The sequence below is a fragment of the Thalassobaculum sp. OXR-137 genome, assembly GCF_034377285.1.
Classification (GTDB): Bacteria; Pseudomonadota; Alphaproteobacteria; order Thalassobaculales; family Thalassobaculaceae; genus Thalassobaculum.
Genome location: NZ_CP139715.1, coordinates 162647 through 178342 on the forward strand (window position 1 = coordinate 162647; position 15696 = coordinate 178342).

The following is a 15696-nucleotide window of genomic DNA, read 5'->3' on the forward strand; positions in this document are numbered from 1 at the left end:
GGACGTCGGTGAGAGGGTAGAGTATGGAGCCGGCCCTTCTCAGACGGGCCGGTTTCCTCTAAGGGATTCTCCCGACGGCAAACCCGAGCGGAGGACATCCCCGTGGATCTCAAGGCGCATATTCGCCAGGTACCGGATTTCCCGAAGCCGGGCATCCTGTTCTACGACATCTCCACCCTGCTGGCCCATCCGGCCGCCTGGAAGGAGACGGTCGACCGCCTCGCCAAGGTCATCGCGCCGTTCAAGCCCGACCTGCTGGCCGGTATCGAGAGCCGCGGCTTCCTCACCGCCGCCCCGCTGGCGCTGGAGCTGGGCCTGGGCTTCCTGATGGTGCGCAAGAAGGGCAAGCTGCCCGGACCGACCGTGCCCTACACCTACGACTTGGAATACGGCACCGACACGGTGGAGATCCAGGAGGGTGCGGTGCAGCCGGGCCAGCGCGTGGTGATCCTCGACGACCTGCTCGCCACCGGCGGCACGCTGAGCGCCTCGGTCGAGCTGCTGCGCAAGGTCGGCGGCGAGGTCGCGGGCGGCGCCTGCATCATGGAGCTCAGCTTCCTGAAAGGCCGCGACAAGCTCGACATCCCCTTCGAGAGCCTGCTGCAGTACGACGACTGAGAAGGCGGCCCCTCTCATCCCCTTTCTCCACTCTCACTCCCCGGAACAAGTTCGGGGAGCGAGAGAAGCAGAGAAATAAAGAACAGAACGCCCCGAATCTTGACCCTGCGTGATCTTGCGCGGGTCTCGTGCGCGCCCTATCCATGATCGCAACGGGCGTTTCTGCTACAGATCCGCCCACCGCATACACCCAAGGACACACGCCTTCGGTCAATCGCCCGCGCTCCCCCTCGTGACGGCGCGGCGCCTGGATGAGGAGAGAACCCATGACCGCTTGCATCGTCGGATGGTCCCACCTGCCCTTCGGCAAACGCACCGAGGACGACGCCGAGAGCATGATCGTCCAGGTCGCCACCGCCGCCCTGGAAGACGCCGGCCTGACGCCGGACGACATCGACGCCGTCTATCTTGGCCATTTCAACGCCGGCTTCGAGAAACAGGACTTCACCGCCTCCCTCGTGTTCCAGGCCGATGACCGGTTTCGCTTCAAGCCGGCCACCCGCGTGGAAAACGCCTGCGCCACCGGCTCCGCCGCGGTGCATCAGGGCATCCACCTGATCGAGGCCAGGAAGGCCAAGCGCGTGCTGGTCGTCGGCGTCGAGAAGATGACCGCGCTCGGCGGCAAGGAGATCGGCGACACCCTGCTCAAGGCCAGCTACCTGAAGGAAGAGGCCGGCATCGACGGCGGTTTCGCCGGGGTCTTCGCCCAGATCGCCCAGGCCTATTTCCAGCGCCATGGCGACAACATGGACGCGCTGGCGAAGATCGCCGCCAAGAACCACAAGAACGGCGTGGCCAACCCCTACGCCCAGATGCGCAAGGATCTCGGCTACGAGTTCTGCCGCACCGAGAGCGAGAAGAACCCCTATGTCGCCGGCCCGCTGAAGCGCACCGACTGCTCGCTGGTCTCCGACGGCGCCGCCGCCATCGTGCTGACCGACGTGGACACCGCGCTGGCCATGGACAAGGCGGTGATCTTCCGCGCCGCCGCCCATGTGAACGACTTCCTGCCGATGTCGAAGCGCGACATCCTGAAGTTCGAGGGCTGCTCGGTCGCCTGGAAGCAGGCGCTGGCCCAGGCCGGGGTGAGCCTGGACGACCTCTCCCTGGTCGAGACCCACGACTGCTTCACCATCGCCGAACTGATCGAGTACGAGGCCATGGGCCTGACGCCGGAAGGCCAGGGCAAGCGCGCCATCCTGGAGGGCTGGACCGAGAAGGACGGCAAGCTGCCGATCAACCCGTCCGGCGGCCTGAAATCCAAGGGCCACCCGATCGGCGCCACCGGCGTGTCCATGCACATCATGGCCTCGATGCAGGTGCGCGGCGAGGCGGCCGACATGCAGGTGAAGGACGCCAAGATGGCCGGCGTCTTCAACATGGGCGGGGCCGCGGTGGCCAACTTCGTCTCCATCCTGGAGCCGCTGCGCTGACATGACGGACGGCGAGAGGGTGGGCGACCGGGCCCCGACATACCGCATCCGTCAGGCCCGGCCGGATGAACTGCACCTGCTGGCGGCGATCGACATCGCCGCCGACCGCCGGTTCGAGGCCACGCCCTATGCCGCCGCCGTGGACACCTACGCGCCCGTGCAGGTGGACGATCTGGCCGCTATGCAGGATGCCTGGCGGCTCTGGGTGGCGACAGACGGCGACGGCGCGCCGGTCGCCTTCGCTCATACCCATACCGACAGCGACACGGTGCTCCACCTGGCCCAGGTCTCGGTGCATCCGGACCATGCCGGGCACCGGCTGACCGACGGGTTCCTGGCGGCGCTGATCCGCTACCACCAGGGCCGCGGGATCGGCGAAATCACGCTCACGACGTTCCGCGACGTGCCCTGGAACGCGCCGTACTACGCCCGGCTCGGCTTCACGGAAATCCCGGACGCCGACGCGGACGCCGACCCCCATCTCGGGCCGAGGCTGGTGGATCAGGTGGCCCACGGCCTGCCGCGGGAGAGCCGGGTGGCGATGCGGCTGACGTTGGTCGCTTAGACCCCGGCAGCTCGAGACTGCCAATCCCCCTTCCCTCACTCCCCGGATTTATTCCGGGGCGATCCCATAAGCTCGCTTCTCAGTTCGACGCCCCGTTCAGGCTCGACCGATTGCCCCGGAATAAATCCGGGGAGTGGGTGAGGAGGAGAGCTATGTGAGTAGGAGATCGGCCGCCGCCTGATCGGCCTCCTCGTCCCGCCCCGCGTCCCCCAGGGGGTCCCGCGGCGTGAGCTTGTGGCGGATCACCAGCTCGGCCAGGGCCGTGCGCCTGGCATCCTCGAGCAGCGCGCCCTCCGCCGCCAGCAGGCAGGCCGAGGCCGCATGGTACAGGCCTGACGCCACGGTCCGGGCGCGCTCATCCGCGCCCGCCTCGGCCGCGGCACCCACGATGGCCACCGCCCGCGCGAGCAACCCGTCGAGCCGGTCCCGCAGACCGGTCTCCACCCCGGCCTCCCCCATCCGCCGTGACAGCGCCTCGCCCAGGGCGGTATGCGCCGCGTCCTTGCGGGATGCCCGCAGCACGTCGAGGGCGACGATGTTGCTCGTCCCCTCCCAGATCGAGCCGAGATGGGCGTCGCGCACCAGCCGGGGTTCCGGCCATTCCTCGATATAGCCGACCCCACCCCGCGCCTCCATGCCGTCGCCCGCCACCTTGCGGGCGTCGCGGCAGACCCGGAACTTCACCAGCGGCGTCAGGATCCGACGCAGCTTCAACCCCTCCGCCTCGCCCGCATCGGCCCGGGCCAGCGCGTCGGCGGTGAACAGCGTCACCGACAGCGCCTGCTCGGCCGGCAGCATCAGCTTCAGCAACTGCCGGCGCTGCAGGGGCAGGTCGATCAGCCGGCTGCCGAATGCCGAGCGCCCACGCGCCACCGCCAGCGCCTCGCGCACCGACCGGCGCATGATCCCGGCGGAGCGCACCGCGTTGGACAGGCGCGACTGGTTGATCATCTCCGCCATCTGCACGAAGCCCTGCCCAGGCTCGCCGACCATCCAAGCGGTGGCCCCCTCCAGGGTGATCTCGCCCGAGGCCATGGAGCGGGTGCCGAGCTTGTCCTTCAGCCGCACGATCCGGTAGCGGTTCGGGCCGCCTTCCGGCAGATCGCGCGGCAGCAGGAACAGCGACACGCCCTTGATCCCCGCCGGCGCCCCCTCCGGCCGGGCCAGCACCAGGGCGAGCCCGGCATCGGTGTTGGAGCAGAACCACTTGTCGCCCCAAAGCCGCCAGCCGTCGCCGTCCCGTCGGGCGACCGTCTCGGTGGCGCCCACATCCGAGCCGGCCGCCTTCTCGGTCATGAACATCGCCCCCTGGATCTGATCCTCCAGGCGCTCCGCGGTCAGGCCCGGCAGGTAGCGGGCGACCAGGGCCGGGTCGGCATAGCGGCGGATGGTGCGGGTCAGCGCATCGGTCATGCTGATCGGGCAGAGCAGGCCGAACTCGGCTTCGGCGAAGAGGTACTGGATCGCGTATTTCGCGGCATGGGGCACCGGCCGGTCGAGGCCGAGAGCCGGGCGGTGGGACATCGCCGCCATGGCGAAGTCCTGGAAGCCGATCCGCTCCATCTCCACATAGGACGGGTGCTTGTCGATCGCCTGCACGTCGCGGCCCTGGCGGTCGCGGGGACGCAGAACCGGCGGGTTGCGGTCCGCCTCATGCGCCAGCGCGTCGAGACGCCCATGCACCAGGGCGCCGAGCCGCCGGAACGTCGGGGTCAGCGCCTCCAGGTCGGACGGCGCCAGGTAAAGCCCCAGCAACGCGCGCAGGGACGCATCGTCGTCGAAGGCGTTGACCCCGCGCGTGTCCGGCTGAAGTCCGTGCGGTGTTGCGGTGAGCGACAGATCCATGGCTTCCTCCCGTATCGGCCCTCTTTGTGGGGCTGGGAGAAGCCTACACCCGGGAGCGAGCGATGACCGATACCTTCAAGGCCTACCTGCTGCGCGAAGGCGACGACCGTAAGGTCACCGGCGCCTTCGAGGACGTGGCTATGAGCGACCTGCCGGAAGGGGACGTGACCGTCCGCGTCGCCTATTCCACCGTCAACTACAAGGACGGGATGGTGATGAACGGGATCGGCCGGCTGGTGCGCAGCTATCCGCATGTGCCGGGCGTGGATTTCTCGGGGGTGGTGGAAACGTCGGATAACCCCGGCTTCAAACCGGGGGACAAGGTGGTGCTGACCGGCTGGCGGGTCGGCGAGATGCATTGGGGCGGCTACGGCGAGCTCGCCCGGGTGAAGGGCGACTGGCTCGTGAAACTGCCGGACGGCCTGTCCCTGTCCCGCGCCATGGCGCTGGGGACCGCCGGCTTCACCGCCGGTCTCGCGGTCGACACGCTGGAGACGGCGGGGATGGACCCGTCCAAGGGCGAGGTGCTGGTGACCGGGGCCGCCGGCGGGGTCGGCAGCGTGGCGGTCGCCCTGCTCGCCGCCAAGGGCTACAGCGTGGTCGCCGCCACCGGCCGGGCGGAGACCCACGACTATCTGACGGACCTCGGCGCCGCCTCCTTCATCGACCGGGCGGAGCTGGCCGAGCAGCCAAGCCGGCCGCTCAACAAGGAGCGCTTCCAGGCGGCGATCGACAACGTGGCCGGGCCGACGCTCGCCAACCTGCTGACCCAGATCGCCTATGGCGGATCGGTCGCGGCGGTCGGGCTGGCCGGCGGCAACGACGTGTCCACGACGGTGCTGCCCTTCCTGCTGCGCGGCGTGAACCTGCTCGGCATCGACAGCGTGATGTGCCCGGCCGAGCGGCGCCGGAAGGTCTGGTCGATGATCGCCGGCACCCTGCCCATGGAGAAGCTCGACGCGATCAGCCACAGCCACGGCTTCGACGAGCTGCCGGTGCTCGGCAAGGCGATCCTGAAGGGCGAGGTCCGAGGCCGCGCCGTGGTGACGGTGGGCGGGGAGTAGGCGATCGACACCTTTGCAGCGAGGAAGGGTGCCTCTGCCGACCAAAGACCCCTTCCCTGCGGAGAATCGTATAAACTCCCCCATCGCCTCGCTTTCAGGAGCCCCCGCATGCCCCGCCTCGCCACCGCCCTGGCTCTCGCCAGCGTTCTGATGCTCTCGGCCTGTTTCAAGGACAGCAAGGCGGAGATCGCCAAGAAGGCGGAGAACGCCTCCAACGTGGAGGAGCTGCGCACGGCCCTCGGCGAGCCGGACGAGCTGAACAAGGCCGGCCCGATCGAGGAGTGGATCTACGACGCCTCCGACGGCACGGTCCGCTTCCCGATCCTGGCCGGAAAGGTCGGCCCGATGGTGACCGGCGGCAAGCGGAACTAACCCCGCGCCGACAGAGACGCGGCGACGGCGCCACGATGCCCCCTCCCGCCGCCACGGAGCCCGGAGGCCCATGGCCGATCTTCGGATAGACGCCCTGTTCAACACCGCCCTGAGGGCCCACCGCCAGGGCGACATGGCGACGGCGACCCGGCTGTACGGGCAGCTCCTGGCGATCGACCCGGCGCACGCGCCCGCCCAGTTCCTGTCCGGCATGGCCCTGCTCACGGCCCGGCAACCGGAGCGCGCCCTGCCCCATGTGGCCGAGGCGGTCCGCCTCGCCCCAGACACGGCGAGCTACCGTCAGGGCCTGGCCGAAATCCACCTGACCCTGGGACGCGCAGAGGAGGCCGAGCGGGCGTTCCGGATGACGGCCCTCTGCGATCCGGCGAGCACGGCCTCCTGGACCTGGCTCGGCGGCCGGCGGGAGCTCGCGGGCGATCTGACGGGGGCGGAGCGCTGCGCCCGGTTTGCGCGGTGCCTGGCGGAAACCCCGGCCTCGGCGATGGCCCATGCCGCGATCCTGAGCCGTCTGGGCGATGTGGAGGCGGCCTGGCCGCTGGCCGACCGATCGGTTCGCCTGACCGGCACCTACAATCCGCTGGCCGACCTGAAGTCGGGTCTGATGTTCCCGCCGGTGCCGATGAGCCGCGAGCAGATCGAGCAGTCCCGCCGGCGCTTCGCCGACAGCCTGGAGCGGGTCGCGGAAAGCGGGCTGCGGCTGGACGATCCCACCCTTCAGATCGGACGGACGCCGTTCTATCTCGCCTATCACGGTCTCGACGACCGGCCCCTGGCGGAACGCTTCAACGCCGTCCTGCACGCGGCGACGCCGGCGTTCCAGGAGGACCGTCCGGAGACGCCGCGATCCGGCGGAAGACTGCGGGTCGGGGTTTTCTCGACGTTCTTCAACGCGCATACGGTCCTGCGCTACACGCGCGGCCTGATGCGGGCGATGGCGCGGCGGGACGGGTTGGACGTGATTGCCCTACCGACCACCGCGATCCCGGAGCCGGGACGCGCGCATCTGGAGAGCCTGGGCTGCTCCGTGGTGCCGGTGGTGCGCGACTACCCCCAGGCCGTGCGCCAGATCCGTGCCCTGAACCTCGACGTGCTGGTCTTCGCCGATATCGGGATGGAGCCGCTGTCCGGCGCGCTCGCCTGCACCGGCCTCGCCCCGCGCCAGATCGCGCTGTCGGGCCACCCGGACACCACCGGCACCCGCCGGCTGGACGGCTATGTGGTGTGCCCGCGGTTCGAGCCGGCCGGCTACGAGCAGCATTACAGCGAGCCCACCATCCCCGCCGCGTTCTGGCCGCTGGACTATTCCGCGTCGGTCTCCGACCCGGCATCGATCGAGCGGCCCGACCGCGACTGGTCGCGGCCGACGCTGATCTGCGCCCAGGCGGTGTTCAAGATCCACCCGGACATGGATGCCTGCTTCCGCGAGATCCTCGAGCGGATCCCGACCGCCCTGCTGTATTTCATCGGCCTGCCCGCCGGCCGTCGGCCGATCACCGAGCGGTTCGTCGCCCGGCTGCGGGCCGGCGGCATCGATGTGGAGGGACGGGTCCGGTTCCTGCCGTTTATGTCGACACGGGCCTATCTCGGCTGGATCCACCATGCCGACGCGGTGCTGGACAGCTGGCATTTCTCGGGCGGAGACAGCACTTTCGCCGCTCTGTCCGCCGTCGCGCCGGTGGTCACCCTGGAAGGCGGCTTCTACAGGGGCCGGCAGACCGCCGGCCTGTTGCGGGAGATCGGCGCGGCGGAGACGGTGGCGACCAGCGCCGAGGGCTATTCGGCGATCGTGGAGCGCATGGTCGCCGACCGCGACTACGCGGCCCATCTGCGCGCGGACATTGCCGCCAAAGCCCCGCTGGCCTTCGACCGAATGGACGGCGCCGACGCCCTGATCGACGCTATCCTCGGGCTCTGATAGGAACAAAAGAAAAGGGCCGATCGCTGGACCGGCCCTTTCCGTCAGATGATGACCGAAACGGTTATTTCAGCTCGAGGCTCAGGCCCTTGTACAGGCCGGCGCCGTAGATGCCATGGGCGTCCACCGGCTTCACCTTCGGGCCGGCGGCGACGAACATCGGCTCGTGCACGATCGGAACCCAGACCACCGCATCGTGGACCTTCTTCTCCACCTTGGCGTAGGCGGCGGCACGGTCCGCGTCGTTCAGCGCGCCGCGGGCCTCGAACAGCCACTGGTCGGTTTCCTTGTCGTCCCAGTTCATGCGGTTCGGGCTCGGCATGTTGGCCGACGGGAAGTACAGGTTCAGCGCGTCGCCAGCCGAAACGTACGGATAGCTCATCGTGAACATGTCGAAGTCCTGGGTCTTCAGCTTGCCCCAGACGACGGTGGCGTCGAACAGCTCGACCTTCAGGTCCACACCGACCTTGCGCAGGTCGCCCTGCACGGCCTCGGTGACCTGACGCCAGATGTTGGTGAAGCTGTAGGCAACCAGCTCGAGCTTCTTGCCATCTTTGTAGCGGAAGCCATCGTCGCCCATCGTCCAGCCCGCCTCGTCCAGCAGCTTGGCCGCCTTCTCGGGGTCGTAGCCGAACAGGCTCGTATCGATCGCGTCGGCGGAATAGTCCAGGGTGCCCGGATGGACATAGGCATAGGCCGGCTCGGCCTTGCCGAAGAACGGACCCTCGGCCAGCGCCTTCTGGTCGACCGCCAGGTTAATCGCCTCACGCACCTTCACGTCGCTGACGTTGTCGCGGGTGATCTTGAAACCCATGTAGTAGGTCCAGAAGTAGAACGGCGGCTGGGTGACCGAGATCTGCGGGTTTGCCTGGAGCTGATCGATCGCCCAGTACGGCAGATACTGCGTCACGTCGCCCTGGCCGGTCTGGATGCCGGCGACCACGTTGTTCTCTTCCGGCACGATGCGCCAGACGACCTTGTCGATCTTGGCCGGACCCTGGTTGGCATAGAAGTCCGGGCCCCACTTGTAGGCCTCGTGCTTGGTCATCACGAGTTCGTTGCGCGGCTCCCAGCTCCCGAAGCAGTACGGACCGGTGCCGTCGAAGCCCTTCACGCCGAAGTCGTCGCCGAGCTCAGTGACCTGATCGACGTTGATGATCGTGTGGAAGTGCTGGGTCATCTGGTACAGCAGCTCGGAATACGGCTGCTCCAGCTCGTACTCGACCGTGTAGTCGTCGACCGCGCGGACTTCCTTCACGTCGCCGGCGCGGTTCTTGACCACGCCCTTGTCGAGGTTCAGCCAGCGATCGATGGTCGCCTTCACGTCGGCGGCGGTGAACTTCTTGCCGGAGCAGAAGGTCACGTCGTCGCGCAGGTGGAAGGTGTAGAGCTTACCGTCGGCAGAGACCTCCCACGACTTCGCCAGCAGCGGGTGGATGGTCTTCATGTCCGGGCCGAGAGCGACGAGCGTGTCGCCGACCATGAACATGATCTCCGCCGTCGAGCGGGCGGTCGAGGTATGCGGGTCGTAACGGTCGGTGTCGATCTGACGCATGACCGTCACGGACGACTGAGCCGACGCGCTGGTCGACAGCGGCACGGCGGCGGCGAGCGCGATGGCTCCGGCCGCGAGCCACTTGGATGCGTGTCCCATTAGTTAGCCTCCTGGGGTGTTCCGGGGCGCATTGCCGCGCCCCGCTCAATGTCCGGCGTCATCCCAACCCCCTTTGGGACTACTGACGCAGGCGTGGATCGAGGACGTCCCGCAATGCATCGCCCAGAACGTTGAAGGCGAGCACGATCAGAAAGATCACGAAGCTGGGGATCGTCGAGACATGCGGCGCGAAGAACAGGAAGTTCCGTCCCTCCGCCGCCATGGTGCCGAGCTCGGCGGTCGGCGGCTGCGCGCCGAGACCGATGAAGCTGAGCGCGGCACCGAGCAGGATGGTCTGACCGAGCTGCAACGTCAGATAGACGAAGATCGTCGACAGGCAGTTCGGCAGCAGGTGGCGCCAGATGATGCGCAGGTCGCTCATGCCGATGGCCCGGCAGGCGGTGATGTACTCCATCTGCATCTGCACCAGCGCCGCACCGCGGGTGATGCGGGCGATGGTCGGTATGGCGGCGACGGTTAGCGCAACGGTGATGGCGAAGATGCCGGCCCCGAGCACCGCGGCGATGGCCAGACCGAACAGGATCGACGGAAACGACAGCAGAATGTCGACCAGCCGCATGATCGGGCCTTCCAGGCGCCGGAAATACGCGGCCACCAGGCCGAGGGCGGCGCCGATCATGCCGCCGCAGAACACCGCCAGCACGCCCATGATCAGGGTGGTGCGGGTGCCGTACAGCAGTCGGGTGAGGATGTCGCGGCCCTGACCGTCGGTACCGAGCAGATGCTCGGGCAGCGCGCCGTCGGACCACGCCGGCGGCTTCAGCATGATGCGCAGGTTGTTGTCGTAGGGATCGTGCGGCGACAGAACCGGCGCGAAGATCGCACAGAACACGATGATCGCCAGGACGATCGCCGAGAGCATCGCCCCCTTGTCGCGGGTCAGCTTGCGCAGGACGGACGACCGGGCCATGGCCGTGGCGGCATCCGGCTCCGTGGCGGCCGGATTCGCCGCCGGGCCGGTTTCGAGCTGCATCTCGGTCATCCCGCCCTCACGCGCGGATCCAGCACCGCGTACAACACATCGACGATCATATTCACCAGAATGAAGGACAGCGCGAGCACCAGGATGGCGCCCTGGCTGAGGGCGTAGTCGGCCGAGACAATGGCGCCGACCGCGAGCCGGCCGACGCCGGGCCACGCGAACATGGACTCCGTCACCACCGCACCGCCGAGCAGGAAGCCGATCTGCAGGCCGATCAGGGTGATGACCGGGATCAACGAGTTCCGCAGCGCGTGGGTCATGACGACCGTGTACTCGCTCACACCCTTGGCGCGGGCGGTGCGCACGAAGTCGCTGCCCAGCACCTCGAGCAGCGACGTGCGGGTCATACGGGCCACCGGACCGATGAACACGCCGCCCAACGTGATCGCCGGCAGGGCGATGTGGCGGAGCCCCTCAAGCGTCCACAGCGGACCGCCGCGGCCCTGGAACGGCAGGAGCTGCCATTTGAAGCCGACATACTGGATCAGCATCAGGCCGAACCAGAAGATCGGCATCGACACGCCGGCGACCGACGCGGCCATGATGATGCGGTCGGAGACCTTGCCCCGGCGCACGGCGGCCAGGGTGCCGAACATGATGCCGAGCGGCACCGCCCAGATCAGGCTGGCGACCATCAGCTCGATGGTCGGGCCGACGGTGTTGCCGAGCTCGGTGATGACCTGCGAATTGGAGATCATGGAGCGACCGAGATCGCCCTGCAGCACGCGGCCGAGATACATGGCGAACTGCACGAGAACCGGTTCGTTCAGGCCCATGGCCTGGCGAATCGCCTCGACATCCGCAGCACTCGCGGTCGGTCCCGCGAGCACGGTCGCGGGGTCGGTTGGGACCACCTGCATGAGCAGGAATCCAATGAACAGGACGCCGATCAGGACGGGAATCGAGATCAGCAGACGGTGGGCAATATGATGCAGCACCGTGAGGGCGCTCCTCACGAAGGATAATGGGATCAGTCGCCTTACAACGACCGTGCCAAAGGTGGCATGGCGAAACCGATCCGCGCTAGCCCTTGATTTCTATTTGGGCACATTCCCGTATTGGCGGATTTCCGGTGGCGAGAACGCTCACAGAACGGGCAAATTTCGGCAGCCTGCCGCTTTTTCAGCCAGAAATTGGGGCGGCTGGCTCCGACCCCTCGGGAACGGCCGCCGGCGCGGTGACCCGGCGGACCTGCAAGGTCGTCCCCACAACCGACAGGACCTCCGCCGAGGCCCCGACTTCCAAGTCTTCCGCGCAGGCGATGCGCCAGCGCGAATCGCCGACCCGCGCCGCGCCGAATCCGTTCACCACCGGCTCGGTCACGCCGACCCGCTGGCCGACCAGAGACTGGGCGCGCTGGTTGAGCCCCCTGGCCGCCGCCATGTCGCCCTGCTGCCAGCGGCGGACATAGATCCGCACCGGCACGTAGGAGAGCAAGGCGAACGCGCCGTACAGCCCGATCTGGTAGGCCGTCGGCATGTCGACGAGGAAGAGGGTGGCGCCGGTCGCCACGCCGGCGATCCCGAACCACAGGAACAGGGTTTCCGGCAGGACGATCTCCAGCGCCATGAGAACGAATCCCAGCGTGACCCAGTGCCAGGCTTCCGGTCGAATGACGAGCAGATGGTCCATCGGCCCCTCCTCAGCTCCAAGGGCGCGGCGGACGCGGAATAGACGGCGGGGATGGCGGCAGGTCGTCGCCCGACACGCTGTTGAGCAGTTCCTTGATGCCGCCGATCGAGCCGATCACCGACGACACCTCCATCGGCATGAAGATCGTCTTCTGGTTCGGCGACCTGGCGAACTCGGACAGGGCCTCGACGTATTTCTGGGCGACGAAATAATTCACCGCGTTGGTGCCGGTCGAGCCGATCGCCTCCGCTACCAGACGGGTCGCCTCGGCTTCCGCCTGGGCCAGCCGCTCGCGCGCCTCGGCCTGGCGCTGGGCGGCCACCAGCTCGCCTTCCGCCTTCAGGATCTCCGATTGCTTGTCGCCTTCGGCCCGCTGGATCGCGGCCGCGCGGTAGCCCTCGGCCTCCAGGATCTGCGCCCGCTTCTCGCGCTCCGCCTTCATCTGGCTGGCCATGGCTTCGAGCAGATCGGTCGGCGGGCTGATGTCCTTGATCTCCACCCGGGTGATCTTCGTCCCCCAGGGATCGGTCGCCTCGTCCATGACCTTCAGGATGCGGCTGTTCATCTCGTCGCGCGACGACAGCGCCGCATCCAGGTCGGTGCTGCCGAGCACCGAGCGGATATTGGTCAGCGCCAGGTTGATCACCGCCCCTTCGAGGTCGCGCACCTCGTAGGCCGCGCGGCGGGCGTCGATCACCTGATAGAAGACGATGGCATCGACCCGGCAGGAGGCGTTGTCCTGGGTGATGACGTCCTGCTCGGGAATATCGAGGACGTTCTCCATCATATTGACCTTCTTGCCGACCCGGCTGAACAGCGGGTTGATCAGCCCCAGTCCGGGCTCCAGCGTGGTCACGTAACGCCCGAACCGCTCCACGGTCCACTGCTCGCCCTGGGGCACGATGCGCACGCCTTTGACGACGAGGAAAATCAACACGATCGCCAGGACGATCAGGGCGATCTGTCCGCCGGAGATGAAATCCAGTACGGGATCCATGGAAACCTCGTTTGCTCAGGCCTTGGCGCGACCGCCGGGAGCAGTATCCCCCGGCGCCGGTGATGGCCGCCAATAAAAACGAGGCCCACCGTTTACAGATGGGCCTCGCATGAGCGTTCTACAATCGAAATCGGTCTCTGATCGCAGACAGTTAGGCGATCACCCGCCGAACTTGGCCTTCGCCTCGATCCGGCGCCGGTGCAGGACGGGCTCGGTGTAGCCGCTCGGCTGCTCGCGGCCCTTGAATACCAGGTCGCAGGCCGCCTGGAACGCCACGCTGCCGTCGAAATCGGCGGCCATGGGGCGGTAGGCCGGGTCGCCGGCGTTCTGGCCGTCGACCACCTTGGCCATGCGCTTCATGGTCTCCATCACCTGCTCCTCGCCGCACACGCCGTGGTGCAGCCAGTTGGCGATGTGCTGGCTGGAGATCCGCAGGGTGGCGCGGTCCTCCATCAGGCCGACATTGTTGATGTCCGGCACCTTGGAGCAGCCCACACCCTGATCGACCCAGCGGACCACGTAGCCGAGGATGCCCTGGGCGTTGTTGTCGAGCTCGGCCTGGATGTCCTCGGGCGACCAGTTCGGACGGGCCGCCACCGGGACCGTCAGGATGTCGTCCAGCTTGGCCCGGCCCCGCGACCGCAGCTCGTCCTGGCGCGCCTTCACGTCGACCGTGTGGTAGTGGGTCGCGTGCAGGGTCGCCGCCGTCGGCGACGGCACCCAGGCGGTGTTGGCGCCGGCCTTCGGGTGGCCGATTTTCTGCTCCAGCATGGCCGCCATCAGGTCCGGCATGGCCCACATGCCCTTGCCGATCTGCGCCTTGCCGGTCAGGCCGCATTCCAGCCCGATATCGACGTTCCAGTTCTCGTAGGCGGCGATCCACGGAGCGGCCTTCATGTCGCCCTTGCGGATCATCGGACCCGCTTCCATGGAGGTGTGCATCTCGTCGCCGGTGCGGTCGAGGAAGCCGGTATTGATGAAGGCGACCCGGCTCTTGGCCGCGCGGATGCACTCCTTGAGGTTGACGGTGGTCCGCCGCTCCTCGTCCATGATGCCCATCTTCAGGGTGTTCGGCGTCATGCCCAGCACCTGCTCGACCCGGCCGAACAGCTCGTTGGAGAAGGCAACCTCCTCGGGGCCGTGCATCTTCGGCTTCACGATATAGACCGAGCCGGCCCGGGTGTTGTGCAGGCTGTGGTCGCCCTTGATGTCGTGCAGGGCGATGGCGCTGGTGAACATCGCGTCGAGGATGCCTTCAGGCACCTCGTTGCCGTCGCGGTCCAGCACCGCCGGGTTGCTCATCAGGTGACCGACGTTGCGCACCAGCATCAGCGAGCGGCCGTGCAGGGACAGGGTCGAGCCGTCCGGCGCGGTGTAGATCCGGTCCGGGTTCAGCTTGCGTTCGACCGTCTTGCCGCCCTTCTCGAAGCTCTCGACCAGGTCGCCCTTCATCAGGCCGAGCCAGTTGCGGTAGGCGAGCACCTTGTCCGGCGCATCCACGGCGGCGACGGAATCCTCGCAGTCCATGATGGTGCTGACGGCGGATTCCAGGACAACATCGGCCACATGGGCAGCGTCGGTCTTGCCGATCGGATGCGAGGCGTCGATGACGATCTCGGCATGCATGCCGTTGCGCACCAGCAGGATGCCGGTGGGGGCGGAAGCCTCGCCCTTGTAGCCGACGAACTGGGCGGCGTCCTTCAGGCCGGTGGAACCGGAAGCGGTGGAGACCACGAGCTTGCCGCCCTCGACCGCGTAGCCGGTAGCGTCAGCGTGGCTGCCGGAGGCGAGCGGGGCGGACCCGTCGAGGAACTTCCGGGCCCAGGCGATGACCTTCTCGCCGCGCGCCGGGTTGTAGCCGCCCGCCTTCTCGGCACCGCCCTCCTCGGAGATCGCGTCGGTGCCGTACAGCGCGTCGTACAGGCTGCCCCAGCGCGCATTGGCGGCGTTCAGGGCGTAGCGCGCGTTCATCACCGGTACGACGAGCTGCGGACCGGCGATGGAGGAAATCTCCGGGTCGACGTTGGCGGTGTCGACCTTGAAGTCCGGCCCTTCCTCGACCAGGTAGCCGATCTCCTTGAGGAACGCCTTATAGCCCTCCAGATCGCCGATCGGACCGGGATGCGCCTTGTGCCAGGCGTCGATCTCCTCCTGGATCTTCTCGCGCTTGGCCAGCAGGGCGGCGTTGCGCGGAGCGAGATCGTGAACGATGGCGCCAAGCCCGTCCCAGAATGCGGCGGCGTCCACTCCGGTCCCCGGCAGGGCCTCGTTGACGGCGAAGTCGTACAGCTCCTTCGCCACCTGCAATCCGCCGACCTCAACCCGCTCCGTCATTCGCCTACTCCCTGAGTTTTTGAATTTGTCTAATTACCCGACGCTATAAACAAGACGGGTTCGCGGGGATCAAGGCAAACGTATTTTCGCCGGAGCGCAGACGCTGAGCCGGTGTCCGACGACCGGGCGCAGTCCGATTGCCCTGGAACCGAAATCCCGCTCCGGCGACCCGAGGCGGATGTCGTTCCTCCGTAACTAAAAAATTGTATCTTAACCCGCGGTTAAACCTATACGGATACCGTC

At 67.6% G+C, this 15696-nt stretch carries 13 protein-coding genes; 6 read left to right on the forward strand and 7 right to left on the reverse strand.

What is annotated here, in order from left to right:
- Positions 1-102 precede the first annotated feature (102 nt).
- From T8K17_RS00760 to T8K17_RS00770, 3 genes are all read left to right on the forward strand, one after another.
- Positions 103-618: an adenine phosphoribosyltransferase gene (locus T8K17_RS00760; protein ID WP_322332623.1), complete on the forward strand. Its 516-nt coding sequence runs from the start codon at positions 103-105 to the stop codon at positions 616-618.
- A 266-nt stretch (positions 619-884) separates the two neighbouring features.
- Complete coding sequence (locus T8K17_RS00765; RefSeq protein WP_322332624.1) at positions 885-2051, forward strand: acetyl-CoA acetyltransferase; 1167 nt, start codon at positions 885-887, stop codon at positions 2049-2051.
- A 1-nt stretch (position 2052) separates the two neighbouring features.
- A complete protein-coding gene (locus T8K17_RS00770) occupies positions 2053-2616 on the forward strand; it encodes a GNAT family N-acetyltransferase (protein ID WP_322332625.1) in 564 nt (187 codons plus the stop codon).
- A gap of 150 nt (positions 2617-2766) precedes the next feature.
- Here the strand turns inward: T8K17_RS00770 and T8K17_RS00775 are convergent, their stop codons facing one another.
- Positions 2767-4461 (reverse strand): acyl-CoA dehydrogenase family protein, encoded by a 1695-nt coding sequence (locus T8K17_RS00775; protein WP_322332626.1) that lies wholly within the window; start codon positions 4459-4461, stop codon positions 2767-2769.
- A 62-nt stretch (positions 4462-4523) separates the two neighbouring features.
- On the opposite strand from T8K17_RS00775, the gene T8K17_RS00780 reads away from it, so the two are divergent.
- From T8K17_RS00780 to T8K17_RS00790, 3 genes are all read left to right on the forward strand, one after another.
- The gene (locus tag T8K17_RS00780) at positions 4524-5525 is read left to right on the forward strand and encodes an MDR family oxidoreductase (RefSeq protein WP_322332627.1); all 1002 of its coding nucleotides are present in this window, start codon (positions 4524-4526) and stop codon (positions 5523-5525) included.
- Between the two features lie 108 nt (positions 5526-5633).
- Positions 5634-5897: a hypothetical protein gene (locus T8K17_RS00785; RefSeq protein WP_322332628.1), complete on the forward strand. Its 264-nt coding sequence runs from the start codon at positions 5634-5636 to the stop codon at positions 5895-5897.
- A gap of 70 nt (positions 5898-5967) precedes the next feature.
- The gene (locus T8K17_RS00790; RefSeq protein WP_322332629.1) at positions 5968-7833 is read left to right on the forward strand and encodes a tetratricopeptide repeat protein; all 1866 of its coding nucleotides are present in this window, start codon (positions 5968-5970) and stop codon (positions 7831-7833) included.
- A 64-nt stretch (positions 7834-7897) separates the two neighbouring features.
- Here the strand turns inward: T8K17_RS00790 and T8K17_RS00795 are convergent, their stop codons facing one another.
- The 6 genes from T8K17_RS00795 to T8K17_RS00820 form a co-directional block, all read right to left on the reverse strand.
- Positions 7898-9487 (reverse strand): ABC transporter substrate-binding protein, encoded by a 1590-nt coding sequence (locus T8K17_RS00795; protein WP_322332630.1) that lies wholly within the window; start codon positions 9485-9487, stop codon positions 7898-7900.
- Between the two features lie 79 nt (positions 9488-9566).
- Positions 9567-10490, reverse strand: a complete 924-nt coding sequence (locus tag T8K17_RS00800; protein ID WP_322332631.1) for an ABC transporter permease — start codon at positions 10488-10490, stop codon at positions 9567-9569.
- Entirely contained in the window at positions 10487-11428 is a 942-nt protein-coding gene (locus T8K17_RS00805) for an ABC transporter permease (RefSeq protein WP_322332632.1), read from the reverse strand. Before T8K17_RS00805 ends, T8K17_RS00800 begins: the two co-directional genes overlap by 4 nt.
- A 184-nt stretch (positions 11429-11612) precedes the next feature.
- The gene (locus T8K17_RS00810) at positions 11613-12122 is read right to left on the reverse strand and encodes an NfeD family protein (RefSeq protein ID WP_322332633.1); all 510 of its coding nucleotides are present in this window, start codon (positions 12120-12122) and stop codon (positions 11613-11615) included.
- A 10-nt stretch (positions 12123-12132) separates the two neighbouring features.
- Positions 12133-13119, reverse strand: coding sequence for an SPFH domain-containing protein (locus tag T8K17_RS00815; protein WP_322332634.1), 987 nt, complete (start codon positions 13117-13119; stop codon positions 12133-12135).
- 159 nt (positions 13120-13278) lie between these two features.
- Positions 13279-15453 (reverse strand): malate synthase G, encoded by a 2175-nt coding sequence (locus tag T8K17_RS00820; RefSeq protein ID WP_322332635.1) that lies wholly within the window; start codon positions 15451-15453, stop codon positions 13279-13281.
- Positions 15454-15696 lie beyond the last annotated feature (243 nt).

What these genes read in the sequence shown, in the direction of transcription:
- T8K17_RS00765 (WP_322332624.1), top strand. Translation starts at nt 885, where the DNA reads ATGACCGCTTGCATCGTCGGATGGTCCCACCTGCCCTTCGGCAAACGC.
- T8K17_RS00770 (WP_322332625.1), top strand. Translation starts at nt 2,053, where the DNA reads ATGACGGACGGCGAGAGGGTGGGCGACCGGGCCCCGACATACCGCATC.
- T8K17_RS00775 (WP_322332626.1), bottom strand. Translation starts at nt 4,461, where the DNA reads ATGGATCTGTCGCTCACCGCAACACCGCACGGACTTCAGCCGGACACG.
- T8K17_RS00780 (WP_322332627.1), top strand. Translation starts at nt 4,524, where the DNA reads ATGACCGATACCTTCAAGGCCTACCTGCTGCGCGAAGGCGACGACCGT.
- T8K17_RS00785 (WP_322332628.1), top strand. Translation starts at nt 5,634, where the DNA reads ATGCCCCGCCTCGCCACCGCCCTGGCTCTCGCCAGCGTTCTGATGCTC.
- T8K17_RS00790 (WP_322332629.1), top strand. Translation starts at nt 5,968, where the DNA reads ATGGCCGATCTTCGGATAGACGCCCTGTTCAACACCGCCCTGAGGGCC.
- T8K17_RS00795 (WP_322332630.1), bottom strand. Translation starts at nt 9,487, where the DNA reads ATGGGACACGCATCCAAGTGGCTCGCGGCCGGAGCCATCGCGCTCGCC.
- T8K17_RS00800 (WP_322332631.1), bottom strand. Translation starts at nt 10,490, where the DNA reads ATGACCGAGATGCAGCTCGAAACCGGCCCGGCGGCGAATCCGGCCGCC.
- T8K17_RS00810 (WP_322332633.1), bottom strand. Translation starts at nt 12,122, where the DNA reads ATGGACCATCTGCTCGTCATTCGACCGGAAGCCTGGCACTGGGTCACG.
- T8K17_RS00815 (WP_322332634.1), bottom strand. Translation starts at nt 13,119, where the DNA reads ATGGATCCCGTACTGGATTTCATCTCCGGCGGACAGATCGCCCTGATC.
- T8K17_RS00820 (WP_322332635.1), bottom strand. Translation starts at nt 15,453, where the DNA reads ATGACGGAGCGGGTTGAGGTCGGCGGATTGCAGGTGGCGAAGGAGCTG.